Genomic DNA, 26580 nt, shown 5'->3' on the forward strand with positions numbered 1-26580 from the left:
AGTCAGAATCCCTGTTTCAGTACTTCAGGCCCTCTTTTCCGAGGTGCGTGTTTCCATTTGCGCATCCACAACAGCAACAGCCGTCATATTCACAATGCCCCGCGCTGTCAGCGAGGTTGTCAGAATATGCACCGGGCGCGCCGATCCAATCATAATCGGCCCAACGGACAGCCCGTCTCCCAGCATTTTCACCGCATTATACGCTATATTCGCCGCATCCAGCGTCGGCATAATCATCAAATTCGCCGAGCCGGTCAGTTTGTTTTCCGGCATCAAGGTTGCGCGCAGCGTTTCATCCAACGCGGTGTCGGCATGCATTTCACCTTCTACTTCTAAATCGGTCTCGCGCTGCAGAATGGCAACCGCCTGGCGCATTTTAATTGAAGAGGGGGAATCCGAACTGCCAAAATTAGCATGGGACAGCATGGCGATCTTCGGCTCGATGCCAAAGCGGCGCACCTCTTCCGCCGCCAGGATCGCCATTTCGACCAGTTCCTCAACGGTGGGGTCGAAACTGACATGGGTATCGCAGAAGAAAAATATCCCCTTGTTCAGGATCAACATATTTAGGGTAGAGAAGTCCCGCGCCCCGCTGCGCACACCAATCACACGGCGGACATGTTTCAGATGATCGCGGAATCGTCCCATCGTCCCACAGATCAGCGCATCGGCCTGTCCCAGACGCACCATTAGCGACCCGATCACCGTGGTCCGTGTGCGCACGACTTCCCGCGCAAGCTCTGGCGAAACACCCTGCCGACCGGTCAACTCATGATACAATGTCCAGTATTCCTTATAGCGTGGATCATCTTCGGGATCACATAATTCAAAATCCCGATCAATCACCAGCCGCAGGCCCAGGCGTTCAATCCGTTGCTCAATAACTTTTCGACGGCCGATCAGGATCGGATGGGCGATACCGTCATCAACGACGATCTGTACCGCGCGCAGCACCCGCTCCTCTTCCCCTTCCGCATAAACAACGCGACGGGGATCCGCGACCGCACGATCAATGATCGGCTTCATCACGGTGCCGGAGCGATAGACGAAAGATTCCAGCCGCGCATTATAGGCTTCGAAATCCTCAATCGGGCGTGTCGCCACACCAGACTCCATTGCAGCCCGCGCAACGGCGGGGGCAATTTCCAAAATCAACCGTGGATCAAACGGTTTGGGAATCAGGTGATCCCGCCCGAACCCACCGGAACTGCCATAGGCCTTGGCAACAACCTCGGAAACTTCGCGACGCGCCAGGGCGGCGATGGCTTTGACCGCAGCAACCTTCATTTCCTCATTGATCGTGGTCGCCCCAACATCCAATGCCCCCCGGAAGATAAAAGGGAAGCACAGCACATTATTGACCTGATTGGGATAATCCGACCGACCCGTCGCAACGATGGCATCCGGGCGGGCCTCCATCGCATCTTCGGGCAGGATTTCAGGATTCGGATTGGCCAGCGCCAGGATGATGGGCGCTTTGCCCATGCGCTTGACCATTTCAGGCTTCAGGACATTGGGGGCAGACAGGCCCAGAAAGACATCCGCCCCGTCGATCACATCATCCAGGGTGCGCATATTGGTTTGTTTGGCATAAATGCCTTTATATTCGTCCATCTGCTCCCGGCCTTCATAGACCAGGCCGTCAATATCGGTGACCCAGATATTCTCCCGCTTCGCGCCCATCGCGACCAACATCGACAAACAGGCCAGCGCCGCAGCCCCCGCGCCAGACGTTACGATCTTGATATCTTCAAACTTCTCGCCCAACAGTTCCAAGCCATTCAAAACCGCCGCAGCGACAATGATCGCGGTCCCATGCTGGTCATCATGAAAAACCGGAATTTTCATCTTCGCGCGCAAGCGCTTCTCGATTTCAAAGCATTCCGGGGCCTTGATGTCTTCCAGATTGATGCCGCCAAAGGTTGGTTCCAGTGCGGAGACAACGGCACAGAATTTGTCCGGATCGGTCTCATCGACCTCGATATCAAACACATCGATACCGGCGAATTTCTTGAACAGGACGGCCTTACCTTCCATCACCGGCTTGGACGCCAGGGCACCAATCGCCCCCAGGCCCAGCACGGCGGTCCCATTGGTGATCACACCCACCAGATTGGCACGCGCCGTCAGATAGGCGGCCTCAACCGGGTCACGCTCAATCTCACGACAGGCTGCGGCCACACCGGGGGAATAGGCCAGGCTGAGATCGCGCTGTGTCGCCAGCGGTTTGGTTGCGACGACCGCCAGTTTCCCGGCAGGTGACATACGATGATATGCCAACGCCTCCTGGTCGAAATTTTTCGCCATGAGTATGTATCCCCTTGAATGCGTGATTGAACTGTGCAGAGCACAGTCCTAGACACCGGCCACTCCGCTATACTGCGGTTGATGCCAGCATCTTATCCGAATTTACAGGAGGGGAAAGGGGCTGCGTTGAAAAACTCTTTTAACAGAGACGCTCAGAACCCTTTCAGACAAGACATGGTGCGGTCGAGAAGACTCGAACTTCCACCCGTGTTACCGGACAGCGACCTCAACGCTGCGCGTCTACCAATTCCGCCACGACCGCACACCATGCCATGCTCGGGGGCTTTTGCCCGCGAGTGCGCGATGGTATAGCCAATCACCGGCCCCCGATCAAGCGGGGCGATGGCTGTGTGCAAAGGAATTCGACCCGTTATGGATTTAAGCGCCACCCCCGACAAATCCTGTTCCCCGGACCGCTGGTCCGAAACCGCACGACCGGATTGGCGCGTCAGTGCGGAGCCGGTCGCCTATGACACCGCCGTGGCAGAGATGGAAGCCCGCGTTGCCGCGATTCATGCCGGTACCGCGCCAGAGCAGATCTGGTTGTTGGAGCATCCCCCGCTCTATACCGCTGGCACCAGCGCGAAGGCGCAAGACCTGCTGACGCCCGCGCGCTTTCCCGTGCATAAGACCGGGCGGGGCGGACAATATACCTATCACGGGCCGGGCCAGCGCATCGCCTATGCCATGTTGAACCTGAAAGAGCGCGGCGCGGATGTGCGCTGTTACGTGCACGACCTGGAAGAATGGGTGATCCGCGCCCTGGCCCATTTCAATGTTGTGGGAGAGCGCCGCGAGGGCCGCGTCGGGATCTGGGTCGACCGAGGCAAGGGACGCGAGGACAAAATCGCCGCCATCGGTGTGCGGGTGCGCCATTGGGTCACCTTCCACGGGATATCGATCAATGTGGAGCCGGATCTCAGCCATTTCGACGGCATCGTGCCCTGCGGCATCGCAGACCAGAATTTGGGCGTCACGTCGCTGGTGGATTTAGGCCTGCCGGTAGGGTTGCCCGATTTGGATATCGCGCTGGAAACCGCCTTTGCGGAAGTCTTTGGACCGATTGGAACGCGGCTTTAAACGATCCAGACACAGTCAATCAGTCGGATGAGGCCCTTTACAGGGGTGATCCTGATTTTGCTTTGGTTCATCGCTCATTGTATCGACCTTCCCAATGATACCAGCCCCATTCGGGGTCATTTGGTTAATGGCCGTTCTGGGCGATGACACTGCAATTGCGGATCGTCGCACAGGACTTACAGTAAAGCCTAAAGAAAAATCATGATAAAAATCGCCAATCTGCGACATATTTGCGACGCAAACCACCGAATTCTATATATCTCACATCGTGTATTGCGCTGCACACTAAAATTTACTGCACTGCCAAATAAATATTCCTGTTCATTCTGCCTATCCCAAAGCTCTTTTCTGGTGAATACTGTAAAATCGCGAATACAGGAAATTACCGCTATTCCATCATCACCCATCACGACGGATCTGAAACCCATCCTGATCGGGTGCCTGGGCCGGATGCGGCGTGACCGATGTCACCTGCGCATTGGGGGGCCCGCCGTGACAGGCGGCCACCATTTGATCAACCGCCGCCGCGGGACCACTGAACAGCGCCTGAACACTGCCATCAGGGCAATTGCGCACCCAGCCCTTCAGCGCCAGAGCACGCGCCTGCTTTTCAGTCCATGCGCGAAACCAGACACCTTGGACCTTGCCCTCAATCCGAACCTGAACTGATTTGGTCATAGAACACTATCCATCTTGCGCCAGAGACGACAATTCCCGGATCACGGTGACGAACCGATGCAGCGTGTCAGAGATCGCCCCACGCGGCAACATCACCTCAACCAGTTGAAATTGACTGTCATCAGCAAAAGCGGCTTCCAGCGCTGCAGCCAGTTCTGCGCGGGTACTAGCCCTATGGCCGCGCCCGCCCAACCCATCCGCCAGGGCCGCATAATGCCAATCGGGCAGATCGTGATAGGCCGGGCCGGGCTGAAACACGCGCAACATTTCCCAACTGGTATTGTTGAACAGCACAACAATCGGGTTCCAGCCATATTTGCGGCAATTCCCAATTTCCCAGCCGGTCATCTGAAATGCTCCGTCACCTACCAGAATCAAAGGCCGACGTCCGGTTGCCGCCTGTACCCCCAAACCGCCCGGCACGCCAAATCCCATGCTGGCGTAATAGCCCGGTGCTGCCAGTTCCGTATTATCGATATCCATCGCGGTAAAAAGGCAGTCTCCCATATCGGACGTCATTGGCATCACCCCGTGACGGGCAAAAAGTTCATTGATGCCCCGGGCAATATCCATCGGGTGGATCGGCTCCCCATCGACCTGCAACGGGCCAAGACTGGACGAATCCGCTCGATGTTCTGCCTGACCCAATGGTTTCGCCTCCGCAATCAACGCGTCCAGAAAATCTTCCAACAAGACGTCTGGATAGAAATGCAAGCCAACCCGGACCTGACCATCGAAGGCGTGGATGGCATTCCTCATATCGATCTTGCCACCCGACACACCGAAATTCGTATCGCTGACAATCACGCCCAGCATCAGCAAACAATCAGACCCTTCGACAAGATCACTGACTTCAGGTTTCCCGGCTGCGCCCAGATACGTGCCGACCAAAGGAACATCCTGTCCCGCCAACAATCCCCGGCTCATAAAACTGGTGGTGACAGGGATACGCAGCTTCTGCGCCAGTGTGGTAACCTGGGCTTCCAAGCCATAGCGTTTTGCCTCAACGCCCACCATCAGCACCGGATTGTCCGCCGCCGCCAATCGCATCAGCACTTCCCGGGCGGCTGATTGTGCGGCTTCCGGATTGCCCTGTGCCGGTGTGAAGACAGGAACCTCCCCAATCTCAGTCAGCACCATGTCACGAGGAATTTCCAAATAGACGGGACGAGAATCATGCAGGCAACGATCCAGGACACGGGCAATATCCTGTGCCGCTGTGGCGGGGTCATCCAATCGCGCCTGATCACAGGTCAGTTCCTTGAAAATCTGCCATTGGGAATCCAATCGCTTGACCTGATGATGCAGCAACAGGCCACGCTGCCCTTCAGCCTTACCGGGTGCGCCGGAAATGATTACCATCGGCGTCTTTTCTGCATAGGCCTGGGCAACCGGATTGATCATATTCAATGCCCCGGCCCCATAGGTCACACAAGCGACCGAAAGCCCGCTGGTGAACCGCGCGGCTCCATCGGCTGCAAAGCCAATCCCCGGCTCGTGACTGAGTGTATAGAGCGGCAAAATATCACTGCTTTCAATTATCTTAAAAAAGGGCAACGCGAAATCGCCGGGTATACCGAAAACCTCCCCCGCCCCACGGTCCTTCAATGCCTGTAAAACGGATTCCGCCAAACCTGCCATGATGGTGTTCCCTGTTCTTTGAATGGTTGATTTCAACTATGGACAGGTGAAAATTTCTGCGCAATCCCGGCCCTGAAAAAAGAAACAATCGGTATGCATCGGCCGAATTTCGTGAAACCCTGATCGCGTATCGGCACCGCGCGCGTAACACAATTGCCGCGCTACAACACAAGGGAACAAGCATGAAAATTGGTTTTATCGGTCTGGGCAATGTCGGGGGTAAACTGGCCGGCAGCCTGTTGCGCAATGGCAAGGATGTGATGGTGCGCGATCTAAACGACGCGCTGGTCGCAACCTTTGTAGAAAAGGGGGCCAAGGCTGCCGCAAGCCCCAAGGCTATGGCAGAGGCGTGTGATATCACCATCACCTGCCTGCCCTCCCCTGCCGCCAGTGCGGCAGTGCTGGAGGCAGAAGACGGCGTCCTGGCAGGCCTGAGCGCAGGCAAGATCTGGGCGGAAATGAGCACGACAGACGAAGCCGAGGTCAAACGCCTGGGCGCGATGGTCAAGGCAAAGGGCGCAGAACCGATTGATTGCCCAGTCAGCGGCGGGTGCCATCGTGCCGCCACGGGCAATATAGCCATTCTGGCAGGCTGTGACCGCGCTGCCTTTGACCGCATGCTGCCGGTTCTGACCGTTCTGGGACGCCGTGTGCTGCATACCGGCCCTCTGGGCAGTGCATCCGTCCTGAAAGTCATCACCAATTATCTGGCCACCGCCAACCTGATCAGCCTGACAGAGGCCCTGACCACGGCGAAGGCAGCGGGCATGGATTTGGGCACCGCCTATGAGGCGATTAAGATTTCGTCGGGCAATTCCTTCGTCCATGAAACCGAAAGTCAGGTCATCCTGAATGGCAGCCGCGATATCAGCTTCACCATGGATCTGGTGCTGAAAGACATCGGCCTGTTCCAGACCATCGCGGATCGCGCCGGCGTGCCCCTGGAGTTGAACCCGAAGATGATTGAAATCTTTGAAGACGGCCAGCGCCGCTATGGCCCGCGGGAATGGTCACCCAATATCATCCGCCGGCTGGAAGATGCGTGTAACATCAAAGTCCTGGCCCCCGGTTTCCCTGCGGAAATACTGGACGACGAGCCAGAGGAGCCAGGATATGAGGTGATCCCAAAGGGTCGGGTGACAAAGTAAATGTGGCTTAGTGGCCCCCTCCCCCAATGCGGGGGAGGGGATCAAAACAGACTTAGGACTCGCGGCGGCGTTTATCTTTTTTACGCTCGTTGGGGTCCAGGATCGCTTTGCGCAGACGGATGGATTCCGGTGTGACTTCCACCCGTTCATCATCCTGAATATAAGCCAAAGCTTCTTCCAGCGTGCGACGGATCGGCGGGGTCAGTTTGACGGTATCTTCCTTGCCAGATGCGCGGAAGTTGGTCAGCTGCTTTGCCTTGATCGGGTTCACTTCAAGGTCATTGCCCTTGTTATGCTCCCCGATCAACATGCCGACATAGACAGGATCACCTGGATCAACGAACAAGGCACCACGGCCTTCCAGATTGGTCAGGGCATAGGGTGCTGCAGAGCCTTGTTCCGCAGAAATCAGCACCCCTTCGCGACGACCTGGGATCGGACCCTTATGGGGCGCAAAGCCCTTAAACAAGCGCGACAGAATGCCGGTGCCGCGCGTATCTGCCAGAAACTCGCCCTGATAGCCGATCAAACCGCGAGACGGGATGTCAAAGACGATCCGCGTCTTGCCGCCACCGGATGGGCGCATTTCGGTCATTTCACCTTTGCGCAGACCCATCTTTTCAACCACGACGCCGGAAAACTCTTCATCCACGTCGATCTGGGCTTCTTCCATCGGCTCCAGGCGCTTGCCGTTTTCGTCTTCACGATACAGCACGCGGGGCGGCCCGACGGTCATTTCAAAGCCTTCGCGGCGCAACTGCTCCAGCAGCACGCCTAACTGCAATTCACCGCGACCGGCAACTTCGAAGGCATCCTTCTCTGCGCTTTCCGTCAGTTTGATCGCGACATTGCCTTCAGCCTCACGGATCAGACGATCCCCGATCATGCGACCAGTCAGCTTGTCCCCTTCGCGACCTGCCAAGGGGCTGTCATTCACCGATACAGTCATCGCCATGGTTGGCGGTGAAATCGGGCGGGCGGGAATCGGTTCCTCCACAGCCGGATCGCAGATCGTATCGGCGACCGTGGTCTTACCCAAACCGGCGACGGCGACAATATCGCCCGCCATGGCGCTATCGACCGGTTCGCGCTTCAGGCCCCGGAAAGCCAGCAACTTGGTCAGACGCGCCTGTTCCACTGGCTTGCCGTTTCTGCCCAGCCCTTTAACCGTGCGGTTTACGGTAATGGTCCCAGACAGAATACGCCCGGTCAGAATACGCCCCAAATAGGGATCGCTTTCCAGCGTCGTCACCAGCATTTTGAAGGGACCATCCGGGTCTGCGACCGGTGGCGCAACATGGGCCAGCACACGGTTGAACAGCGGCGTCATATCTGTTCGGTCTTCTTCCAGTGTCTCAGCCGCCCAACCCTGCTTGGCAGAGGCGTAGAGAACCGGGAAATCCAATTGCTCGTCAGAGGCATCCAGGGCAATGAACAAGTCGAACACCTGATCGATCACCCAGTCCGGGCGGGCGTCAGGCTTGTCGACCTTGTTGATCAGCACGATCGGTTTCAGGCCCAGGTCCAACGCCTTGATCAGCACAAACTTGGTTTGCGGCATCGGCCCTTCGGCGGCATCAACCAATAGAACCACCCCGTCAACCATAGACAGGATGCGCTCCACCTCGCCCCCGAAATCGGCGTGGCCAGGGGTGTCGACGATATTGATGCGCGTGCCCTGCCATTCGACAGAGGTACATTTCGCCAGGATCGTGATCCCGCGTTCCTTTTCCAATTCATTGGAATCCATGGCGCGATCTGTCAGCGCACTGTGCGTCTGTACCGCCCCGGATTGGGTCAACAACTTGTCCACCAGGGTGGTTTTCCCATGGTCAACGTGGGCGATAATCGCGATATTCCGCAGGTCCATTTTCAAATCTCAACTTTCAAGGGCTTGGGTCAAAAAGGCACCGATCCAGGTGGCAACGCGGTCGGCATCGGGTGCGAGGGAGGTCTTTGCAACAGTGGTTAATGCCGCATCGACTTTTTCCTCACCGATCCGCGCCCGGCGCACATCATAAAGGTCCCCAACATAGGCACTGGGCATTTCCGGATGGCTTTGCAGGGTCAAAATCTTGTCGCCAATCGCCAGCATGGCGTTGTTGCAGAAATCACTGCTGGCCAGAACTGTCGCGCCAGGTGGCACTGCCGTCACCTGATCCTGATGCGAGACATAGGTGTCAAAGTTATCATTCACAGAGGCGTTCCCCATCCAGGACGGTGCCTGCCGGATGGTATAGCTGTGCGCCCCAACGCCCCAGCCTTTCTCTGACTTACCCGCCTGACCACCAAGGGCCTGGGCAATGATCTGGTGGCCAAAGCAAATGCCAACCATCGGCACACCGGCCTTATGGGCATCCTGAATGAAATCAATCAGCCGCCCAATAAAGGGGACATCATCATAAACGCCATAGGCGCTGCCGGTGATCAGCCAGGCATCACATTCGGTCACAGTTCGGGGAAAGCCGTCTTCTATGACCGGATAGCCAATGACTTCTGAGCCGTCCGGCAGATGCGAACGCAGCAAATCCTGAAACATGCCCGGATAGGTCCCATGTTTTTCATCAAGCGGCGCAGGCGGCCGCCCGGCTTCTAGAATGCCGAGTCGCATTGAAATCCTCTTTCAGGTATATACTTTGCGCGGCTTGTAGCCGAGCGCAGGCCATCCGTCCAGCAAGGTTTAGTGTGGTGCGCGGTTATTTGGGGTCAACCAGGACGTTGTTTGCGGCGCTCCGGTTAGGAGCGTTTCGCGAAGCGATGCGGGGCATCGCGAGAGGAAGGCGAGGCGGCCCGGAGCGCCGCAAACAACGCCTTTGGTCCCTTTATCGGCCTGTCGGACAGCGTTGAGGGTGCTTGACGATGAACCACATCGCCTGCGCGCCCTCTCCTAGCCGACAGGCCGATAAAGGGATCCTGGTGATCCCAAATAATCGCGCACCACACCAGTTGTCACCGCACTGCAGCATCCTATGTAAGGATTCAAGGCTGTTTTTCACCATAAGGAGCATCCCAATGACCAAGCCAAAAATCCTAGCCTTTGCCGGCAGTGCCAAAAAGGAATCCCTGAACAAGAAGATCCTTGCCGTTGCCGTACAAGGGGCCCAGGAGGCCGGGGCGGAGGTCACGGTGATAGATTTACGCGAATATCCACTGCCGATCATGGACGAAGACCTGGAAGCGGCAGAAGGTATTCCGGCCAAGGCAAAGGAGCTTCGCGCCCTGTTTGCGGACAATCATGGTCTGCTGCTAGCCTGTCCGGAATATAACAGTTCCATCACCCCCTTGCTGAAAAACACCATTGATTGGGTGTCACGCCCCGATCAGGACGGATCAGGATTGCGTTTCTTCAATGACAAGACAGCCTCCCTGATTTCCGCATCGGGCGGCGCTTTAGGGGGATTGCGTGGGCTGGTTCATGTGCGCGCCATTCTGGGCAATATTGGGGTCCATGTCCTGCCCAAGCAGTTGGCCGTATCGGGCGCGACGAAACTGTTCAATGACGACGATTCGATCAACGATCCCGACCGCGAAAAGCAGTTGAAAGATATCGGGGCAAATCTGGCGCAAATGACCGATAAGATCATCGCGTGATAGACGCCAGAATGCCCCAATGTCCAGCGCCCTAACCCAGGATCGCTCGTGAAATTGCGTCCTGGTCCAGGCCTTTCAGGCCAATGATCACCAATTCTGACTGACGGGTTTCATCGGGCCGCCAGGCGCGATCAAAATACCGGCGCAGGCGCGGCCCGACGGCCTGAACCACCTCGCGGCGGGCGACGCCGGGGCGATCCAGGAAGCCTTTCACGCGCAAGATATCATGATCGCCGACCGCTTTCAGGATGCGCGCTTCCAATGCGTCGGCATCCGCAACGCTGCTAAGGCGCAGGGTGAAGCTGTCAAAATCATCATGGTCGTGATCATCTTCGCCATCGCCATGATCATCATGATGGCTGGGACGATTGGCCAGATCATCCTCAGCCTTTGCATCCAGACCCAGCATCACGACAGGATCGACTGCGGCCTCTCTGGCATGAACAAACCGCACACCAGGGCGCATATGAGCCGCCAGTTCGACCTGAATGCGATCAGCGACCCCATCCTCAAGCAAATCCAGCTTGTTCAGAATAACCATATCGGCACACAGCAATTGATCTTCGAACACTTCCTCCAACGGATTATCGTGATCAAGCGATTCATCCGCCTCCCGCTGGGCCTGAACCGCAGCCTCATCATCGGCAAAACGACCTTCAGAAAACGCCTTACTGTCGACTACGGTGATAACGCCATCGACCGTGATCCGTGCCTTCACCTCAGGCCAGGAGAAAGCCTTTACCAGGGGTTTTGGCAGGGCCAGGCCTGACGTTTCAATAAGAATGTGATCGGGCGGATTAGGCCGCGCCAGGATCGCCTCAATCGCGGGCAGGAAGTCATCGGCCACGGTACAGCAGATGCAGCCATTGGACAGTTCCACCACATCATCCTCGTCACAGCCTTCTATGCCACAGCCCAGCAGCAATTCGCGATCAATGCCCAAATCGCCAAATTCGTTTATCAGGAATGCTAGGCGCTTACCGCGATTGTTTTCAATCATATGGCGGATCAGGCTGGTTTTGCCTGCACCCAGAAAGCCAGTGATAACCGTAGCGGGGATGCGTGTTGCCATGAGAAAGTTCTATCCTTTTAACGTCAGAGGAAGGCCAGCTGCGATAAATTCCACACGATCCGCGACCGCAGCGATGGATTGATTCAGTCGGCCCTGATCATCCCGGAACCGACGGGCCAGCGCATTTTCTGGCACGATGCCCAGTCCCACTTCATTAGAGACGACAAGCACAGGTCCGGCTGCGTCCTGCAAGGCCTGAATCAGAATTTGCGTTTCCGCGCTTGTGTCCCGCTGTGCAAATGTCAGATTGCTGAGCCACAGGGTCAGACAATCGATCAACAGAATGGTCTTTGTGCTGGAACTGGAGGTGATCGCTGCGGCAAGGTCGATGGGGGCTTCTACCGTGCGCCAATGGGGGCCGCGCTCTGCCTTGTGCCGATCGATGCGATCCTGCATTTCGGCATCAAAGGCCTGACCTGTCGCGATATAGACCGGTGCTTTGCCGCTGGATTCCGCTAAAGAAAGCGCGCGGCGCGTCTTGCCGGACCGGGCACCGCCCAGAAAAAAACTGATTTTTGGAGGATCAGACTGTGTCATCGCAGTGGCTTTCCACCCGGCGGGCGCTCTCCCGGCAGCCGATTCACCAGGACGGTCCGCCAGCTTAACTGTCCCTTGCCCGGCTGTGGGTCTTCGGGTCCGGTTTCGATACGGTCAATGCGCGTCAGGGAACAATTATCAATGGTGAAAGACAGGGCGCGTTCTGGATCCAGGCCCAAGGCAATGGCCAGGGCCGCACGGATCGTTCCGCCATGTGCAACAGCCACAACATCACGGCCTGGATTTTCGTCAGAAATTGCCTCAATCGCACACGCCACCCGGGCGATCAGGTCAACGAAGCTTTCCCCACCAGGCGGGCGGCAATGGGCGGGGCATAGCCAGAAATCATGCACGACACGGGGGTCGACCTTTTCCACATCGGCGTAATGCTGTCCCTGCCAGTCGCCAAAACTCTGCTCTGCCAGATCCGGATATTCCAATCGTTCTGGAAACGTTAATCCCGCTGCCTTGATCGCATCCGCAGTCTGGTGCGTGCGCATCAGGTTGCTGGTTACCAGCACCGCATCCTTGGGCAACAGCGCCGCAATCCCGGCATACAGATCCGGATCATCGGTTTCACAGGGCAGGTCCGCACCGCCATATATCCGTCCCTGATTGGCTGTCACCGGGGCGTGTCTGATCCACCACCATCGCGTTACTGTCGTCGCCATACCTATTGCCCCTTAGGTCCCTAAAATAATTGCCAGTACGATAAGGCACGTAATCTCGCTGATCTGTTCTGTCGCCCCCAAACTGTCCCCATTCACGCCCCCCAGCTTTGACCGTGCCAATCCCCCCATCAACATCGCGACACCACATAATATCGCCATCAGAACCGGCAGGATCCATAGCGGGATGAAGATCAGAACAAAACAGGCTAGAAACGTCGCCAGAATTAAGCCTGCAATGACTGTGGATCCATTCGGCGCGCCAACCTGTGCAGCCAGCCCGGTCTTTGCCGCCATGGGAAATTGCATCATTGCCAAAGGCAGGGCCGACCGCGCCATTGCGTGAACCGCAACCAACATAGACCAGACGGCATAAGGACCCCAACCAACAACAAGATCAGCAATCAGCATCGCCTTGATGCCTGTTGCCAGAATAAGGGCCAGCACGCCATAGGCACCGCTGCGGCTGTCGCGCATGATTTCCAGGCGCCGTTCTGGCGTGTGCCCACCCCAAAACCCATCGGTGCAATCAGCCAGGCCGTCTTCATGTAATGCACCGGTCACAAGCGCACTGGCTGCCAGGGCCGCAAAAGCCGCAACCAAAGGCGATAATCCAACCGCCAACATTCCCCACAGCACTGCCCCGGATAGAGCACCAACCAACGCGCCGGCAAAGGGAAAGGCCCAGACAGTCCGCGCCACCGGGACTGTCCGATACGGCACGGGCAGGCGCGTCATAAATCCAATCGCGACGCATAGCTGGTCCAGGCGCAACCGCACCTGATCCCCCAGCCCCTCAGGCTTTCCATTTTCCGTCTTGCCGGTCATGGTGCGAAGGCTTAATGCCAAGGGCGAATACGCGCAAGCTCGGACTGATGCCAGCCAAGGAGATTTCTATGACCGATGACCCACAGCAACAGGCGGAACCCCAGACAGAACCAAGGGCAGACCTTAATGAAATCAGGTCGCTGATCGCTGCATTTCCCGGTCCGGATTTCGCCGCCAGGGACGCCGCCCGCGCCAGAGAAGCAACCCTGACCAAGCCTCCTGGATCTTTAGGCCGTCTGGAGACACTGGCAGAATGGGTCGCCGTCTGGCAGGCCCGCACCCCACCCCGGATCGACCGCCCCCGCGTGGCTGTTTTTGCCGGCAACCATGGGGTCACAGCAAAGGGCGTGTCTGCCTATCCGGCCGATGTCACAGCCCAGATGGTGGCAAATTTTCAAGGCGGTGGTGCGGCAGTCAATCAGCTATGCGCCGTCCATGATGCGGAATTGCGCGTCTATGAAATGGCGCTGGAGAACCCAACCCAGGATTTCACCCAGGGGCCCGCGATGACAGAGGAAGAATGCGCCACGGCCATGGCCTATGGCATGATGGCGGTGGATGAAGGCATTGACTGCCTGTGTCTGGGGGAAATGGGTATTGGCAATTCGACCGCAGCGGCCGCCGTCGCGCATGCGCTGTTTGGGGGCACCGCAACCGACTGGACCGGGCCCGGAACCGGCGTGACCGGCGATGCCATGGCGCGCAAAATCGCCGCCGTGGATCAGGCCGTCACCCTGCATCTGCCCCAGACCACGGACCCGTTCGATGCGATGCGCCGCATGGGGGGATTTGAACTGGCCGCTATTACCGGCGCGATCATCGCCGCCCGCATTGGTCGTGTCCCGGTCATCCTGGATGGCTATGCCTGCACTGTCGCAGCGGCCGTCTTATTCCAAATGGATCATCACGCCCTGGATCATTGTATCGTCGGGCATCTATCTGCTGAACCCGCCCATGCAAACCTTTGCAAGGTTTTGGGAAAGCGTCCCGTGCTGGATTTCGGCATGCGACTGGGTGAAGGATCCGGAGCAGCCCTTGCGCTGGCCATCGTGAAATCCGCCGTTGCCTGCCACAGCGGCATGGCCAGTTTTGAAGAGGCCGGTGTCAGCAACAAAGAGGGTTGAGTAATGACCGGATCGGAAAAAACACAGGACCATATTATCGCCTTCCTGTCTGATCCGGCGACCCATGGCGGTGAAACACCCCAGCGGATAGAAACCCATGGGGCCATTGTATTTCTGCTGTCCGACCGCGCCTATAAGCTGAAGCGCGATGTCGAATATTTTTTCATGGATTTTTCCACAATAGAAAAGAGACGAGCGGCTTGTCGCAATGAAGTTCGGTTGAACCGGCGCACGGCCCCAGAGCTTTATCACGGCACCCGCGCCATCATTGATGGTCCGGATGGATTGGCCTTGTCTGATCTGGATACGAACCCGGCAGGTACCCTGGACACGGTCATAGAAATGGCCCGATTTGAAAATACCTTTGCCGACGTCCCGCCCAGCGATCCGGAATTGCGCCTAGTGGCGGAGACAATTGCAGATTTTCACGATGCCGAACCTGCCCTGAAAAAGGCTGGGGGCTCCATACCACTGGGCAAGACACTCTCTGGCAATCTGACCATGTTGGCGGAAGAGCCGACCTGTGATCAGGACACTGTCCGACAGCTTAGAATGACGGTCACAGAGATAATAAAGCGTGTGTCACCCCTGCTGGACCAGCGTGCAGCGGAAGGATCTGTGCGTCATTGCCATGGCGATTTGCATTTGGCCAATATTTGTCGCTGGCAGGGCGTACCGACCTTGTTTGACTGTATCGAATTCAATGACGCCTATGCCCATATTGATGTCCTGTATGATCTTGCCTTCCTGTTAATGGATCTGGGGGCGCATGATCGGCGAGACGGGGCGGCCATCGTGCTCAACCGATATCTGGAGCGGCGGCCCGCAGATATTGCGGGTCTGAGCCTGCTGCCCCTGTTCCTGTCTATGCGCGCGCAGGTTCGCGCCAAGGTTGGCTATGCCGCTGCTGCCTTTGACCCTGCTGAGAAGGCGGCAACACGTCGTGCCACGGCGCGTGATTACTTGAACCGGGCATTGGGCTATTTGTCCACCAAACCGCCCGTTCTGATCGCTGTTGGCGGACCATCTGGCAGCGGGAAATCCACCATCGCCCGGTTGCTCAGTCCCCATATTGGGGCAGCCCCTGGTGCCCTGATCGCGCGCAGCGATGCGATCCGCAAGCGCTTGTATGGTTTGAAGGATGAAACAGAACGATTGCCGCCTGAGGCGTATCGTGAACCCGCCAGCATCGCAACATATGCGGAGATGGAACGACTTTGTGCGCTTGCCCTGTCCCAAGGACACAGCGCAATCGCCGATGCCACCTTCACCCATCCAGACAGCCGCGAACACATTAAGGCCATTGCCCAAAAGACGGGCGTGCCCTTTATTGGTATCTGGCTGGATCTGGATCAAGCCACCGCTACAGCCCGGGTCGCGGGCCGGACCGGCGATGTGTCCGATGCGACGATACAGGTCGTGGCACAACAGTTTAAAAATGGCTGGGGCGAAATGACCTGGCAAAAAATTGCGGCGACCGATCCCACAGAAGATCAGGTCGCCGCTATACTCAAAAGCCTTTAAGCTTAGATCTTAAAACAGACCTTCGATCTGGCCTTCAGCATTCAACTTGATGACTTCTGATGACGGCTTGCGCGGCAGGCCCGGCATCGTCATCACTTCGCCACAGATAGCGACGATGAAGCCAGCACCCGCTGACAAACGCACTTCCCGAACCGGCACGATATGGCCGGACGGCGCACCGCGCAGGGTCGCATCGGTGGAGAAGCTGTACTGCGTCTTGGCCATACAAACCGGCAGATTGCCATAGCCATCTTCTTCCCACTGTTTCAACTGATCCAGGACCTTCTTATCGGCAGTGGCTTCTGCAGCGCCATAGATTTCCTTGCAGATCGTGTTGATCTTATCGAACAGGGGCATTTCATCTGGATACAGCGGCGCAAAATTAGCCGTGCCACCATCGATCAGGCCAACCACATGCTTGGCCAGGTCTTCGGTGCCTTCTGAGCCTTTGCCCCAATGTTCGCACAGGATGGCTTCAACGCCGTTGGCTTTGGCAAATTCCTGAACCGCTGCGATTTCCGCCGGGGTGTCTTTGATGAATTTGTTGATCGCGACCACGGCAGGCACACCAAACTTTTTGATGTTGCTGATATGGCGACCCAGATTGACCAAGCCCTTGTTTACAGCCGCGACATTCTCGTCGCCCAACCCATCTTTCGCCACACCGCCATGCATTTTCATCGCGCGGATGGTGCAAACAATGACAACAGCTTCGGGCTTCAAGCCCGCCTTGCGGCATTTGATGTCGAAGAATTTCTCAGCACCCAGATCGGCGCCAAACCCGGCTTCCGTCACCACATAATCGGCGACTTTCAGGGCGGACTTGGTGGCAGAAACAGAGTTACAGCCATGGGCGATATTGGCGAACGGGCCCCCATGAATGAAGGCCGCATTGTTTTCCAGGGTCTGTACCAGATTTGGCATCAGCGCGTCTTTCAACAGCACCGTCATAGGGCCTTCGGCCTTCAGATCACGGGCCAGGATCGGCGCGCGGTCACGGGTATAGCCCACCACGATGCGGCCCAAACGCTCTTCCAGATCTTTCAGGCCATCGGCCAAGCAGAAAATTGCCATGACTTCGGACGCGACCGTGATGTCAAAACCGGTCTGGCGCGGGAACCCGTTGGCGACACCGCCCAGGGAGACGACGATATCCCGCAGGGCGCGGTCATTCATGTCCAGCACACGACGCCAGGCAACACGGCGCTCGTCAAAGCCCAGGGAGTTGCCCCAATAGATATGATTGTCGATCAAGGCCGACAACAGGTTATGGGCCGATGTGATAGCGTGGAAGTCACCGGTGAAATGCAGGTTGATGTCTTCCATCGGCACGACCTGGGCATATCCGCCGCCAGCAGCACCGCCCTTGACCCCAAAGCATGGACCCAGCGAGGGTTCACGCAGGCAGATCATCGCCTTCTTGCCAATGCGGTTCAGGCCATCGCCCAGACCAACCGTGGTCGTCGTCTTACCTTCCCCAGCCGGCGTCGGAGAGATTGCGGTTACCAAGATCAGCTTGCCATCGGGCTTACCTTTCAGGGAGTCCAGATAGTCAAAGCTCATCTTGGCCTTGTTCGGGCCATACTGCATCAGTTGATCGGCAGGAATGCCCAGTTTTGCGCCGATCTCTGTGATCGGTTTCATTTTGGCTTTCCGGGCGATTTCGATATCGGACATGCTCATTCCCACCTTTCAAAAGTTCTATTGCGCGTGAAGTCGCGCGAATTGCGGTGTCTCGTATTCCAGGAACCCCCATCGGACCCCCTGTTACGGACAGACATAGTGCTACGGGGATTGAGGCGACAGCGAGCGCGCCCCCGCGACTTATTTTGCGGTTAAGACGACATCCGATGACGCAAAGGTCGCATCGAGACTAATTTATCCGGCAAATGCCTTTTCGATCACGAACTGACCTGGTTTGGCGTTGGAGCCTTCTTCCAGCCCGGCGGCTTCAACCACGGCCTTGGTGTCGTTCAACATCGCCATGGAGCCACAGATCATCACCCGGTCATTGTCAGGATTGAAAGCAGGCAGGCCCAGATCGGTGAACAATTTACCGCTTTCAATCAGGTCGGTGATGCGACCGGTATGGGGATGATCTTCCCGGGTTGTGCTGGTGTAATGGATCAGGCGCCCATCCACCATTTCCCCGACCAGTGGATCGTTGATCGTATCGGCCACCAGTTTTTCGCCATAGGCCAATTCGGCCACGGTTCGGCAGGTATGGGTCAGGATCACACGCTCAAACCGCTCATAGGTGTCGGGGTCCCGTATCACACTTGCAAAGGGTGCAATGCCGGTCCCGGTCGACAGCAAATACAGCGTCTTGCCCGGCAACAGCGCATCCAGCACCAGCGTACCCGTCGGCTTCTTGCCCAACAGGATTTCGTCACCCACCTGGATTTTCTGTAAGCGGCTGGTCAGGGGGCCGTCCTGAACCTTGATCGAATAGAAGTCCAATTCATGGTCCCAGGCCGGGCTGGCCACCGAATAGGCGCGCAACAGCGGCTTGCCATTGACCATCAGGCCGATCATCACAAATTCACCGGAGCGGAAGCGAAAGCTGTCTGGCCGCGTCACCCGAAAGGAAAACAGCGTCTCGGTCCAATGATGGACATCCACCACGGTCACCAGATTGACCGATCCAGGAATTGTCTGCGGCTTCATTTCCATTCTACCCACTCCGTTCCAGCGCTCCGCCCAAGAACAAGAATATCAATCCCCATCCACGAAGTCACCCATGCTGTCGATAGGCCCATATACAGACTGCATAGGAGAAATTGCAAGGGGCCGAGCCATTTTTCTCAAGAATTTGTGTTGTTAATTTTATTCTACAATAAAAAATAGTTAATATTTATATTTTCATGATTCTCTTTTCGCCCCGACGCACTCGGAAACCTGAACGAAAGCGCCAGAAGAGGTAATCAAAGAACTGTTTGATCAGGGGAAATTACAAGTTCAACCCTTTCGGGTCCGACCCCAGTAAACTGCTGAAAAGGCCAGCGAGAACCCGAGTCCAAAAAGAACAATAATATAAGGTGTTAAGTCCCAGAGCGTTTCAACAATTAGCTCCCTTGTCCGGGGGTACGAATATTCAATTAGGATTCCATCAATGCTGAGAGCCAACCCATATGTCAGTCCCGCCCCCAATATAAGACATAAACCAGAGAAGACGACACAGAGAGTTATCCCTAAACCGGTAAGTTTTCGGTTGGAATACAATGCTTTAATCATGAAACTAGGTTCCTCTCTCACACAATGATCATAGAACAACTGTAAAAGACACTCTTCAATAAGGCTTACTCTCATGATAAGAAAGTTAGAAATCAGAAAAAGATCAACCTTTAAGGGTGGCGTCGAAGGAAAGCCGCATGATTGCAATTGCCTCTTTACGAACCAATCGCTGGTTCATGTGCATATCACTAACTTTCGCTGTAGTCGCGCTGCTATGGCCAAGACCTGTTCATGGCCAAAGCGATGAAAACCCCTTCGCCGATATTCCGGAACTGCACATCAACTGGCGGTACGCTCATAATGTAGACTCATACATGAAATTTGAGTGGTATCCCCAATTCACGATCCGGCAATGCGTTTTTCAGATGAATTTGGCGCTTGCACCCGGCGTAACGAAAGAAAGTGGCATCAACGGCGACAATACGGATGAAATGATTTTCAATGGCATATTTTCCTTCTCGGAATATCGCGATCGTGAACTGGGGCTGTCTTATCTGGACGGGACCTTTGAAGAACGCCTCGTCGTCTTTGCCGGCAATTGTGAACGACGGGCGGAGATCGTCGCTGAACTGCAGACCTATCTCAACGACCTGCAGCCCCTTGTTGTGATCACTGCCTTTGTGCCGAACCAATCCGTTTTGGCCAACTACAGCGACACTGAATTAACCAACTATTTCTCTTACACAGAAAATATGATTGCAGCCAAAAAGGCCGCGGTTGAGGCCGAATGTGACCCGGCGCTGTGGCGGCGATTTGGAGCCATCATGGCAAAGGAGGGACCTGAGCCACGATTATCTGAAGCCATTTTGTCCCTTTACAATGCTTATGCAATGGCGATTGAAGGTCAGGATACCCAGCCCGCCATCTCGACGAAACTGCCAGAGGACGAACGGGATTACGTCATGAAGCTCGTCACCTATCAAATGGAACATGGTCCCTGCGGGGGGTAGGAATAGGCAACGATTTAACATCCATAATCAGGGTGAAAGAGTCTCGTGTGGAAAAATAGAATAAATCAGTCAAAAGTGTTCGAAACGATGACACAAGACGGATTTCGCAAAACCATATTGGCCGTACTGGCGGTCATTATGCTGAATGGCGCTGGTGCAAAAGCTGAAACAGCGGACACGCCGTATTACCTCAGCATTCCAGAGTTTGCTGACGCGCGAAGAAACGACACCGCCTTGGGGGCGTTCCTCAGTTTTGAATGGTATCCCAAACATTCTGTAAAAGACTGCACCTTCATCGTTACGACAACTTTAAACCCTGGCACCAGAGCGGATCGAATGGAGGGTATGCTGCTGACGGGAATGATGTCGTTTATCGCCAATGAAGACCCCAAGGTCGGCCTTTTCTCCTCATCAGGTACGTTTTCCAGCAGCACATTTGTTATGACGGGAAGTTGCGACCGGCGGGAAGAGATCACACGCAATTTCATGAATTACATAAACTCGAAACAGGATTACGCAGTTTTCAAGGCCTTCGTGCCGGATGCAGCTTTTCTGGCCCAGTATGAGAATCAAGGCCTTGTTGCGGCAAGTGCCTATTCTAAGAGCAGGTTGGCCCTGGCCAAGGCGGCAATAGAAACGCAATGTGATCCAGAATTATGGCGCAAGGTTGGAGTATCCTATGCAAAAGAAGCGGCGACAGATGCTGTAGCAAAATCCTACCTAAAGGCTCTCTACAACGCCTACGCCAACGCAATCGAGGGCAAAGATATCGCGCGCAACATTCCAGCAGAAGTTTCAGATTTAGACCGCGCCTATATCCTAAAACTCGTCGCCTATCAGATGGAACACGGCCCCTGCGGGCGGTAGAGATGGGCACAGAGTCTTGGGAAAACCGAGCGGAAAGATCTCTCATGCGACCGAATAAACATGAAGTCCCAATATGCAGTCGTATCGCGTTCCGTGCTGTGGTGCGACACGTCCTGTGCGTCTGCTTTGTCATTGCCATTACAATATCTAATGCGCCAACCGTACTGTCGGAAGATAAAGAGCCATTTACGGGCATACCGGCCTTTAAAGAAGCCTGGACACGAACGGAGGGGCTGGAAGCCTTCATGCTCTTCGGCTGGTATCCACAATACCCAGTAAAAGACTGCGTATTACAGGTCGATGCGGAACGCAGAACCGACGCAGAAGGCCCACACCCCACCGAGTTGCTGTTAGACGCATTTACAGCCTATATCGTGAATGTGGATTCCACTATCGGCGCAATCTCACTGGCTGGAACCGGTGAAACCCCACTGGTAATTCTGACGGGAAACTGTGATCGCCGCCAAGAGATCGCGGAATCCTTTAACGCTTACATAAATGCGGTCCAACACTACGGCCAGTTCCACGCATTTGTACCCAGGGCAGACGTTTTGGAGCCATTCGAAAGGCGAGGATTGTCTGGGGGAGAAGGTGTTTCAATTGCCGCCCTTAAGCCGAAAAAAGACGCCGTCGAAGCGCAATGCGATGGCAGTCTATGGCGTCAATTGGGCCACTCAGAGGCGACAGAAGACAATGGCTCGCGCGGGCGCATTCTTCAGGCCCTCTATATTAGCTATGCAAACGCAATCGAGGGAACCGATCCCGCGCACAGTATTTCATCGGAAATCACACCAGAAGAACGCGCCTACATCCTAAAACTCGTTGCCTATCAAATGGAGTATGGGCCCTGTGGGCGGTAGCAAAGATTACTCCGCTGTAAAGACCGGTTTGCGTTTTTCCAGCAGGGCGGTGACGGCTTCGGCATGATCTGCCGTGCCGTGCAGCAGGGCTTGATAGGAGGCGCAGAGCGACAGATGGTCTTCAAGCGTCTGATGCGGGGCCTTGCGCAGCAGACGTTTGGATAATTGCAGGGCCAGCGGCGCGTTGGCGGCAATTTTTTCTGCCAGCGCGTGCGCCTCCCTCATCAGCGCGTCAGGATCAACCACGCGGGAGACGAGGCCCATTGCCTTGGCCGTATCGGCATCCACCGGGTCGCCCGTCAGGATCATTTCCGCGGCATGGGAGGGGCCGACGATCCGGCTTAGGAACCAGGCCGCCCCATCGCCGGGCGCGATGCCGATCTTAACAAAGGGCGCGCCGAATTTTGCTGCCGTGCTGGCAAGGCGGATGTCGCACATACAGACCAGATCCAGCGCCGCGCCAAAGGCCGGCCCATTGACCGCCGCAATCACGGGGATTTCCAGTCCCCACAGCTTTGGCGGCACCCGATGAATGCCCTGGGCATAGGCGCGTTCGATATCGGTCGCACTGCCCGCGAACATATCGGTCTTGTCGCGCATATGTTTAACATTGCCCCCGGCGGAGAAGGCCCGCCCCGCGCCGGTCAAGATCACACAGCGCACATCCGGTTCCGCAGAAACCTGATCCAGGGCGGCTAGAAACGCCTTAATCATCGGGGCCTCTGAAAATGCGTTTAACTCATCCGGGCGATTGAGCGTCAGGGTGACAATGCCCTGTGACTTTTCAAATAGAACGCGGGGCTCTGTCATCTGTATTTATTCCTTACGCTTCTGGTGCGCGGTCGCGGCGGGGGGAGTGACCGAAAAATTCCCGGTAGCATTTCGCAAAATGACTGGCCGAGACAAAACCGCTGGCCAGTGCGACATCCAGGACAGACATGCTGGTCTGGCGCAACAGGATGCGCGCACGCTGCATGCGCAATCCAAAATAATATTTACGTGGTGTCGAATTCAGATATTTGCGGAACAACCGCTCCAATTGGCGGGTTGATAGGCCGACAACCTCTGCAATTTCCTCCCGCTCCAGCGGGGTTTCCAGATTCTCTTCCATGAACTGAATCGCGCTTAATAACTTTGGATGGCTGACCCCGACCCGGAAGCGCAAAGCCATGCGCTGATGTTCCGACTGTTCCCGGATCTGTTTGTGCAAAAACCATTCCGATACATGGGTCGCCAGATCATGCCCATGGGAATGACTGATCAGATGCAACAGCAAATCGATCGACGCGGTCCCGCCCGAACAGGTGATGATCTGACCATCGATTTCAAACAGCTCTTCGGTAATATCCAGATGGGGAAAATCCTCCCGGAAACTGTCCAGATACTCCCAATGGATGGTGCAGCGTCTGTTATCCAGCAGACCGGCATAGGCCAGCAGATAAGGCGCAGTCGACACCGCCCCGATCACTGTTCCAACCCGAGTAAGCTTGCGCACAAAATTCAGAGCGCGCGGATCGCGGATTTTCTCTGCCCCTGTGCCGCCAACAACGAAGAGGTAATCAAAATGCTTCTCTGTCGCGACGGACGTATTGGGCATGATATCGATTGAATTGGACGCCGGCACGGCCTGGCCATCCATTGAAATCATCGTCCATTCATACAGCTTGCGACCCGCAATCGTATTGGCTGCGCGCAGCGGTTCAACCGCTGAGGCAAACGCCATCATCGAGAAGCTGGGCAACAGCAAAAAGCCAAATTGTTCGGGATCACCCGTCGCGCGCATTTTCATGGCGTTAAAATACTGCCTTATACCGAAAGAAAAAGCGCGAGTTTCACAATAATATTCAATTAACGCCGCATGAGGCTAAAAAGCGACACCTGGCCCTATGGTTCGCCCGTACCAATGGATTCCTTGCGTTTGGCAATATAGGCATCGACCGATTCCAGACAGGCTGGATCAATCGTAGGCTCTTGATATTCCTCCAAAACCAATTGCCACATATCCGTGGCACGATTGGTGGCTGTCTTCCCCCCTGCGATCTGCCAATTCTCGCTATTGGTCCAATCCGACAGGAAGGGTGCATAAAACGCAGTTTCATACCGTGCCATCGTGTGATCAGAGCCAAAGAAGTGGCCCCCAGGTGCGACACCGCCTATCGCATCCACGCCCAATTCCTCGACGGAGGTATCAATGGGCGACAACATGCCCAGCATATGCTGAATAATCTCCACATCGACAATCAACTTCTCGAAGGAGGCGACCAGCCCCCCTTCCAGCCAACCGGCGGCGTGGTAGATAAAGTTACCATGCCCCATGACGGCACCAAACATTGCCATCATGGTTTCATAGGTCGCCTGGGCATCCACCGCATTGGACGCGTTACAGGCGCTGGTACGATAGGGAACCTTGTACCGCCGGGCCAATTGTCCACCGGCCAGATTGGCCTTGGCATTTTCCGGTGTGCCAAAAGCAGGCGCGCCCGATTTCATGTCCACATTAGAGGTGAACCCACCATAAACCACAGGTGATCCCGGCCGTACGATCTGGGTCAGGCACATGGCGAACAGGGCTTCCGCATTCTGCTGCACCAGGGCCGCGCCCATCGTGACCGGCGTCATCGCCCCCATCAGGGTGAAGGGCGTGACAATGGTCGCCTGGTTCAGCTTGGCCATCTGAATAAGGCCGGTTGCCATATGCTCATCCAGCTTACGGGGGCTGTTGACATTGATATTGCCGATACAGGCCGTCTGTTCTGCAATCTGATCCAGGGTCTTACCGCTGGCACGGGCAACAATTTCACAGGAATCCAATGCCCGTCCTGCCCCGATCAACAGATGATTAAACGCCTTGTCCGTATAAAAGATATTGGCGCGGGTTGAGTCCATGTGGCGGGTATTGGCAGGCAGATCAGTCGGCGCAACTGCCTGATTCCCTAAGAAGCGGATGCAATTAAAAAACTGCGCGAACTTTGCCAGTTTAATATAATCCGCATAATTCCCGGCGCGGCGGCCATTGATCGCGTCATGTACATTCGGCGGACCAGAGACCATGCCAAAGTTGATGTGATCCTGACCTACATAAATCCGGTGATCCGGATTGCGAGGAGTCAGAGTAAAAGTTTCTGGCGCAGTGCTCATCAACTGCATCACCAAATTGCGGTCCATGCGCACCATTTCATTGGCGCGGTCCACCTCCGCCCCGGCCTTGGCATAGTAATCCAATGCTTCTGTGCCGTTTACTTCCAGACCATGCTGTTCGATGACATCCAGACTGGCCTCATGAATCGCTTCCAACTGATCGGCCGACAACGGGCACATCGGGGGATAAGGATTGATGACCGTTTTTGTCCAGGGAAGCTGCTTGATCCCGGCAGACTTGCCGCGCCGATCCCGCATTGCTTGACGGCTTGATATTCGGGTCATTGCACTTTATCTCCCCTAGCGGTTTACACTGCTCTTCTGGCGACAAGCATCCGCTATTGCGGGGAGATCAATGTGCTATCTACGACATAAATTGCTTGTTTTTGCCATATAGTTTGGTTGGCTATGTGGGATTGCTGCGGGAAGTCGCAGGCAAAGGCTTGCTCAGTCGAGTCTCACGCAGCGCGATATAGGTTGCAGCCCCGAAGATCACCAAACCACCCAGTACCGTATAGAGGCCTGGCTGTTGCCCAAAGATGAAAAACCCTAGCAGGGCAGCCCATAGCAATTTGAAGAAATCCATTGGCATGACGACGGCGGTCTCACCCCGGCGCAAGGCCTCTGTCAGGCCCAACTGTGCCAGGCCGCCTAAAATGCCAATCCCCACCAGCCAGACCCAATGGTGCGGCTGTGGCCATATCCAAACCGCCAACGCGAAGGGCAAAGACAGGGGCGTCAACATGATCCCCATATAGAGAGTGATGGTCAGCGAACTGTCGGTTTTTGAAATCTGCTTGATCACCAGCATTGCAACCGCCCACAGCAAGGACGACACCAGGACCAGCCCGTGGCCCAAATCAATTTCGGAAAACCCTGGGCGGATAATGATCATCGCCCCCAGAAAACCAACGGCAATGGCCGCCGTGCGCCGCCAACCGACCGTTTCCCCCAGGAACGGAATGGCCAGCGCCGTGGCAAAAATCGGCGCGGTGAAGCCCAACGCCGCGACATCCGCCAATGGCGCCAGGGTCAACGCACTGAAAAAGGCCAACATCGCGCCCAAATTCAAAATCGCCCGGATCGTCAGCAATCCAGGGCGGGTCGCTTTCAACGGCGCGAATCCATAGCGCAAGAACAGCGGCGACAGGGCCAAAAGGCCAAACAAATTGCGGAAGAACGCAATCTCAAACGGATGCAAATCCTGCCCCACATAGCGGATCGACGCATGCATACCAGAAAAGCATAACCCCGCCAGAAACATCCATCCCATCCCGATCAGATTGGATCGGCGCATGTCTGTCGGGTTTAGCATAATCTATCCAATACTCAG

At 55.9% G+C, this 26580-nt stretch carries 23 protein-coding genes and 1 tRNA gene; 8 read left to right on the top strand and 16 right to left on the bottom strand.

Annotation, left to right across the window (positions count from 1 at the left end; all coding sequences use genetic code 11):
* Positions 1–24: 24 nt before the first annotated feature.
* Positions 25–2307 carry an NADP-dependent malic enzyme gene (locus ACOSDR_RS07420; RefSeq protein ID WP_420725786.1) on the bottom strand — a complete coding sequence of 761 codons (2283 nt, stop codon included), beginning with the start codon at positions 2305–2307 and terminating at the stop codon, positions 25–27.
* Positions 2308–2482: 175 nt separating this feature from the next.
* Positions 2483–2569, bottom strand: a tRNA-Leu gene (locus tag ACOSDR_RS07425).
* A 110-nt stretch (positions 2570–2679) separates the two neighbouring features.
* Between ACOSDR_RS07425 and lipB the strand changes: the two genes are divergently transcribed.
* Positions 2680–3387, top strand: a complete 708-nt coding sequence (gene lipB / locus ACOSDR_RS07430; RefSeq protein ID WP_420730835.1) for a lipoyl(octanoyl) transferase LipB — start codon at positions 2680–2682, stop codon at positions 3385–3387.
* 399 nt (positions 3388–3786) lie between these two features.
* Here the strand turns inward: lipB and ACOSDR_RS07435 are convergent, their stop codons facing one another.
* Together ACOSDR_RS07435 and ipdC are read right to left on the bottom strand one after the other, a co-directional pair.
* Positions 3787–4065 carry an acylphosphatase gene (locus ACOSDR_RS07435; RefSeq protein ID WP_420730836.1) on the bottom strand — a complete coding sequence of 93 codons (279 nt, stop codon included), beginning with the start codon at positions 4063–4065 and terminating at the stop codon, positions 3787–3789.
* A 6-nt stretch (positions 4066–4071) separates the two neighbouring features.
* The gene (gene ipdC, locus ACOSDR_RS07440; protein ID WP_420725783.1) at positions 4072–5706 is read right to left on the bottom strand and encodes an indolepyruvate/phenylpyruvate decarboxylase; all 1635 of its coding nucleotides are present in this window, start codon (positions 5704–5706) and stop codon (positions 4072–4074) included.
* A gap of 182 nt (positions 5707–5888) precedes the next feature.
* On the opposite strand from ipdC, the gene ACOSDR_RS07445 reads away from it, so the two are divergent.
* Positions 5889–6854, top strand: coding sequence for an NAD(P)-dependent oxidoreductase (locus ACOSDR_RS07445; protein WP_420725782.1), 966 nt, complete (start codon positions 5889–5891; stop codon positions 6852–6854).
* Positions 6855–6906: 52 nt separating this feature from the next.
* Here ACOSDR_RS07445 and typA read toward each other — a convergent pair whose 3' ends face one another.
* Complete coding sequence (typA, locus tag ACOSDR_RS07450; protein WP_420730837.1) at positions 6907–8724, bottom strand: translational GTPase TypA; 1818 nt, start codon at positions 8722–8724, stop codon at positions 6907–6909.
* A gap of 9 nt (positions 8725–8733) precedes the next feature.
* Positions 8734–9465 carry a type 1 glutamine amidotransferase gene (locus tag ACOSDR_RS07455; protein WP_420730838.1) on the bottom strand — a complete coding sequence of 244 codons (732 nt, stop codon included), beginning with the start codon at positions 9463–9465 and terminating at the stop codon, positions 8734–8736.
* Positions 9466–9866: 401 nt separating this feature from the next.
* Here ACOSDR_RS07455 and ACOSDR_RS07460 point away from each other — a divergent pair, with 401 nt between their 5' ends.
* On the top strand, positions 9867–10445 hold the full coding sequence (locus tag ACOSDR_RS07460) for an NADPH-dependent FMN reductase (protein WP_420730839.1): 579 nt from the start codon (positions 9867–9869) through the stop codon (positions 10443–10445).
* A 31-nt stretch (positions 10446–10476) separates the two neighbouring features.
* On the opposite strand, the gene cobW is transcribed toward ACOSDR_RS07460, so the two are convergent.
* From cobW to cobS, 4 genes are read right to left on the bottom strand one after another with little or no spacing between them, the layout of a single operon-like run.
* Positions 10477–11517: a cobalamin biosynthesis protein CobW gene (gene cobW / locus ACOSDR_RS07465; protein ID WP_420725778.1), complete on the bottom strand. Its 1041-nt coding sequence runs from the start codon at positions 11515–11517 to the stop codon at positions 10477–10479.
* 9 nt (positions 11518–11526) lie between these two features.
* Positions 11527–12054, bottom strand: coding sequence for a bifunctional adenosylcobinamide kinase/adenosylcobinamide-phosphate guanylyltransferase (gene cobU, locus ACOSDR_RS07470; RefSeq protein ID WP_420730840.1), 528 nt, complete (start codon positions 12052–12054; stop codon positions 11527–11529).
* Positions 12051–12725: a histidine phosphatase family protein gene (locus ACOSDR_RS07475; RefSeq protein WP_420725776.1), complete on the bottom strand. Its 675-nt coding sequence runs from the start codon at positions 12723–12725 to the stop codon at positions 12051–12053. Before ACOSDR_RS07475 ends, cobU begins: the two co-directional genes overlap by 4 nt.
* Before the next feature lie 12 nt (positions 12726–12737).
* Positions 12738–13550, bottom strand: coding sequence for an adenosylcobinamide-GDP ribazoletransferase (gene cobS / locus ACOSDR_RS07480; protein WP_420730841.1), 813 nt, complete (start codon positions 13548–13550; stop codon positions 12738–12740).
* A 68-nt stretch (positions 13551–13618) separates the two neighbouring features.
* Here cobS and cobT point away from each other — a divergent pair, with 68 nt between their 5' ends.
* Both cobT and ACOSDR_RS07490 read left to right on the top strand, forming a co-directional pair.
* Complete coding sequence (gene cobT, locus ACOSDR_RS07485; RefSeq protein ID WP_420730842.1) at positions 13619–14674, top strand: nicotinate-nucleotide--dimethylbenzimidazole phosphoribosyltransferase; 1056 nt, start codon at positions 13619–13621, stop codon at positions 14672–14674.
* A 3-nt stretch (positions 14675–14677) separates the two neighbouring features.
* The gene (locus tag ACOSDR_RS07490) at positions 14678–16198 is read left to right on the top strand and encodes an AAA family ATPase (RefSeq protein WP_420730843.1); all 1521 of its coding nucleotides are present in this window, start codon (positions 14678–14680) and stop codon (positions 16196–16198) included.
* 9 nt (positions 16199–16207) lie between these two features.
* Here ACOSDR_RS07490 and ACOSDR_RS07495 read toward each other — a convergent pair whose 3' ends face one another.
* Both ACOSDR_RS07495 and ACOSDR_RS07500 read right to left on the bottom strand, forming a co-directional pair.
* Positions 16208–17881 carry a formate--tetrahydrofolate ligase gene (locus ACOSDR_RS07495; protein WP_420730844.1) on the bottom strand — a complete coding sequence of 558 codons (1674 nt, stop codon included), beginning with the start codon at positions 17879–17881 and terminating at the stop codon, positions 16208–16210.
* Between the two features lie 195 nt (positions 17882–18076).
* Positions 18077–18865, bottom strand: a complete 789-nt coding sequence (locus tag ACOSDR_RS07500) for a ferredoxin--NADP reductase (RefSeq protein ID WP_420725810.1) — start codon at positions 18863–18865, stop codon at positions 18077–18079.
* A gap of 704 nt (positions 18866–19569) precedes the next feature.
* Between ACOSDR_RS07500 and ACOSDR_RS07505 the strand changes: the two genes are divergently transcribed.
* The 3 genes from ACOSDR_RS07505 (at position 19570) to ACOSDR_RS07515 (ending at position 22109) form a co-directional block, all read left to right on the top strand.
* Complete coding sequence (locus ACOSDR_RS07505; protein WP_420730845.1) at positions 19570–20382, top strand: hypothetical protein; 813 nt, start codon at positions 19570–19572, stop codon at positions 20380–20382.
* 138 nt (positions 20383–20520) lie between these two features.
* A complete protein-coding gene (locus ACOSDR_RS07510) occupies positions 20521–21249 on the top strand; it encodes a hypothetical protein (RefSeq protein ID WP_420725770.1) in 729 nt (242 codons plus the stop codon).
* Positions 21250–21293: 44 nt separating this feature from the next.
* The gene (locus ACOSDR_RS07515) at positions 21294–22109 is read left to right on the top strand and encodes a hypothetical protein (RefSeq protein WP_420730846.1); all 816 of its coding nucleotides are present in this window, start codon (positions 21294–21296) and stop codon (positions 22107–22109) included.
* A 6-nt stretch (positions 22110–22115) separates the two neighbouring features.
* On the opposite strand, the gene ACOSDR_RS07520 is transcribed toward ACOSDR_RS07515, so the two are convergent.
* From ACOSDR_RS07520 to ACOSDR_RS07535, 4 genes are all read right to left on the bottom strand, one after another.
* Positions 22116–22919 carry a crotonase/enoyl-CoA hydratase family protein gene (locus tag ACOSDR_RS07520; RefSeq protein ID WP_420730847.1) on the bottom strand — a complete coding sequence of 268 codons (804 nt, stop codon included), beginning with the start codon at positions 22917–22919 and terminating at the stop codon, positions 22116–22118.
* Positions 22920–22932: 13 nt separating this feature from the next.
* Positions 22933–23898 (bottom strand): GlxA family transcriptional regulator, encoded by a 966-nt coding sequence (locus ACOSDR_RS07525; protein WP_420725767.1) that lies wholly within the window; start codon positions 23896–23898, stop codon positions 22933–22935.
* A gap of 95 nt (positions 23899–23993) precedes the next feature.
* Positions 23994–25532, bottom strand: coding sequence for a trimethylamine methyltransferase family protein (locus ACOSDR_RS07530; protein WP_420725766.1), 1539 nt, complete (start codon positions 25530–25532; stop codon positions 23994–23996).
* 121 nt (positions 25533–25653) lie between these two features.
* Complete coding sequence (locus tag ACOSDR_RS07535; protein WP_420730848.1) at positions 25654–26562, bottom strand: DMT family transporter; 909 nt, start codon at positions 26560–26562, stop codon at positions 25654–25656.
* Positions 26563–26580: the final 18 nt, after the last annotated feature.

It is taken from the genome of Hwanghaeella sp. 1Z406, from assembly GCF_048892425.1.
Classification (GTDB): Bacteria; Pseudomonadota; Alphaproteobacteria; order UBA8366; family Aestuariispiraceae; genus Pacificispira.

Bases quoted from the DNA above. Each gene is read 5' to 3' on its own strand.
- ACOSDR_RS07420 (WP_420725786.1), bottom strand. From the start codon at position 2,307: ATGGCGAAAAATTTCGACCAGGAGGCGTTGGCATATCATCGTATGTCA.
- lipB (WP_420730835.1), top strand. From the start codon at position 2,680: ATGGATTTAAGCGCCACCCCCGACAAATCCTGTTCCCCGGACCGCTGG.
- ACOSDR_RS07435 (WP_420730836.1), bottom strand. From the start codon at position 4,065: ATGACCAAATCAGTTCAGGTTCGGATTGAGGGCAAGGTCCAAGGTGTC.
- ipdC (WP_420725783.1), bottom strand. From the start codon at position 5,706: ATGGCAGGTTTGGCGGAATCCGTTTTACAGGCATTGAAGGACCGTGGG.
- ACOSDR_RS07445 (WP_420725782.1), top strand. From the start codon at position 5,889: ATGAAAATTGGTTTTATCGGTCTGGGCAATGTCGGGGGTAAACTGGCC.
- typA (WP_420730837.1), bottom strand. From the start codon at position 8,724: ATGGACCTGCGGAATATCGCGATTATCGCCCACGTTGACCATGGGAAA.
- ACOSDR_RS07455 (WP_420730838.1), bottom strand. From the start codon at position 9,465: ATGCGACTCGGCATTCTAGAAGCCGGGCGGCCGCCTGCGCCGCTTGAT.
- ACOSDR_RS07460 (WP_420730839.1), top strand. From the start codon at position 9,867: ATGACCAAGCCAAAAATCCTAGCCTTTGCCGGCAGTGCCAAAAAGGAA.
- cobW (WP_420725778.1), bottom strand. From the start codon at position 11,517: ATGGCAACACGCATCCCCGCTACGGTTATCACTGGCTTTCTGGGTGCA.
- cobU (WP_420730840.1), bottom strand. From the start codon at position 12,054: ATGACACAGTCTGATCCTCCAAAAATCAGTTTTTTTCTGGGCGGTGCC.
- ACOSDR_RS07475 (WP_420725776.1), bottom strand. From the start codon at position 12,725: ATGGCGACGACAGTAACGCGATGGTGGTGGATCAGACACGCCCCGGTG.
- cobS (WP_420730841.1), bottom strand. From the start codon at position 13,550: ATGACCGGCAAGACGGAAAATGGAAAGCCTGAGGGGCTGGGGGATCAG.
- cobT (WP_420730842.1), top strand. From the start codon at position 13,619: ATGACCGATGACCCACAGCAACAGGCGGAACCCCAGACAGAACCAAGG.
- ACOSDR_RS07490 (WP_420730843.1), top strand. From the start codon at position 14,678: ATGACCGGATCGGAAAAAACACAGGACCATATTATCGCCTTCCTGTCT.
- ACOSDR_RS07495 (WP_420730844.1), bottom strand. From the start codon at position 17,881: ATGAGCATGTCCGATATCGAAATCGCCCGGAAAGCCAAAATGAAACCG.
- ACOSDR_RS07500 (WP_420725810.1), bottom strand. From the start codon at position 18,865: ATGAAGCCGCAGACAATTCCTGGATCGGTCAATCTGGTGACCGTGGTG.
- ACOSDR_RS07505 (WP_420730845.1), top strand. From the start codon at position 19,570: ATGATTGCAATTGCCTCTTTACGAACCAATCGCTGGTTCATGTGCATA.
- ACOSDR_RS07510 (WP_420725770.1), top strand. From the start codon at position 20,521: ATGCTGAATGGCGCTGGTGCAAAAGCTGAAACAGCGGACACGCCGTAT.
- ACOSDR_RS07515 (WP_420730846.1), top strand. From the start codon at position 21,294: ATGCGACCGAATAAACATGAAGTCCCAATATGCAGTCGTATCGCGTTC.
- ACOSDR_RS07520 (WP_420730847.1), bottom strand. From the start codon at position 22,919: ATGACAGAGCCCCGCGTTCTATTTGAAAAGTCACAGGGCATTGTCACC.
- ACOSDR_RS07525 (WP_420725767.1), bottom strand. From the start codon at position 23,898: ATGAAAATGCGCGCGACGGGTGATCCCGAACAATTTGGCTTTTTGCTG.
- ACOSDR_RS07530 (WP_420725766.1), bottom strand. From the start codon at position 25,532: ATGACCCGAATATCAAGCCGTCAAGCAATGCGGGATCGGCGCGGCAAG.
- ACOSDR_RS07535 (WP_420730848.1), bottom strand. From the start codon at position 26,562: ATGCTAAACCCGACAGACATGCGCCGATCCAATCTGATCGGGATGGGA.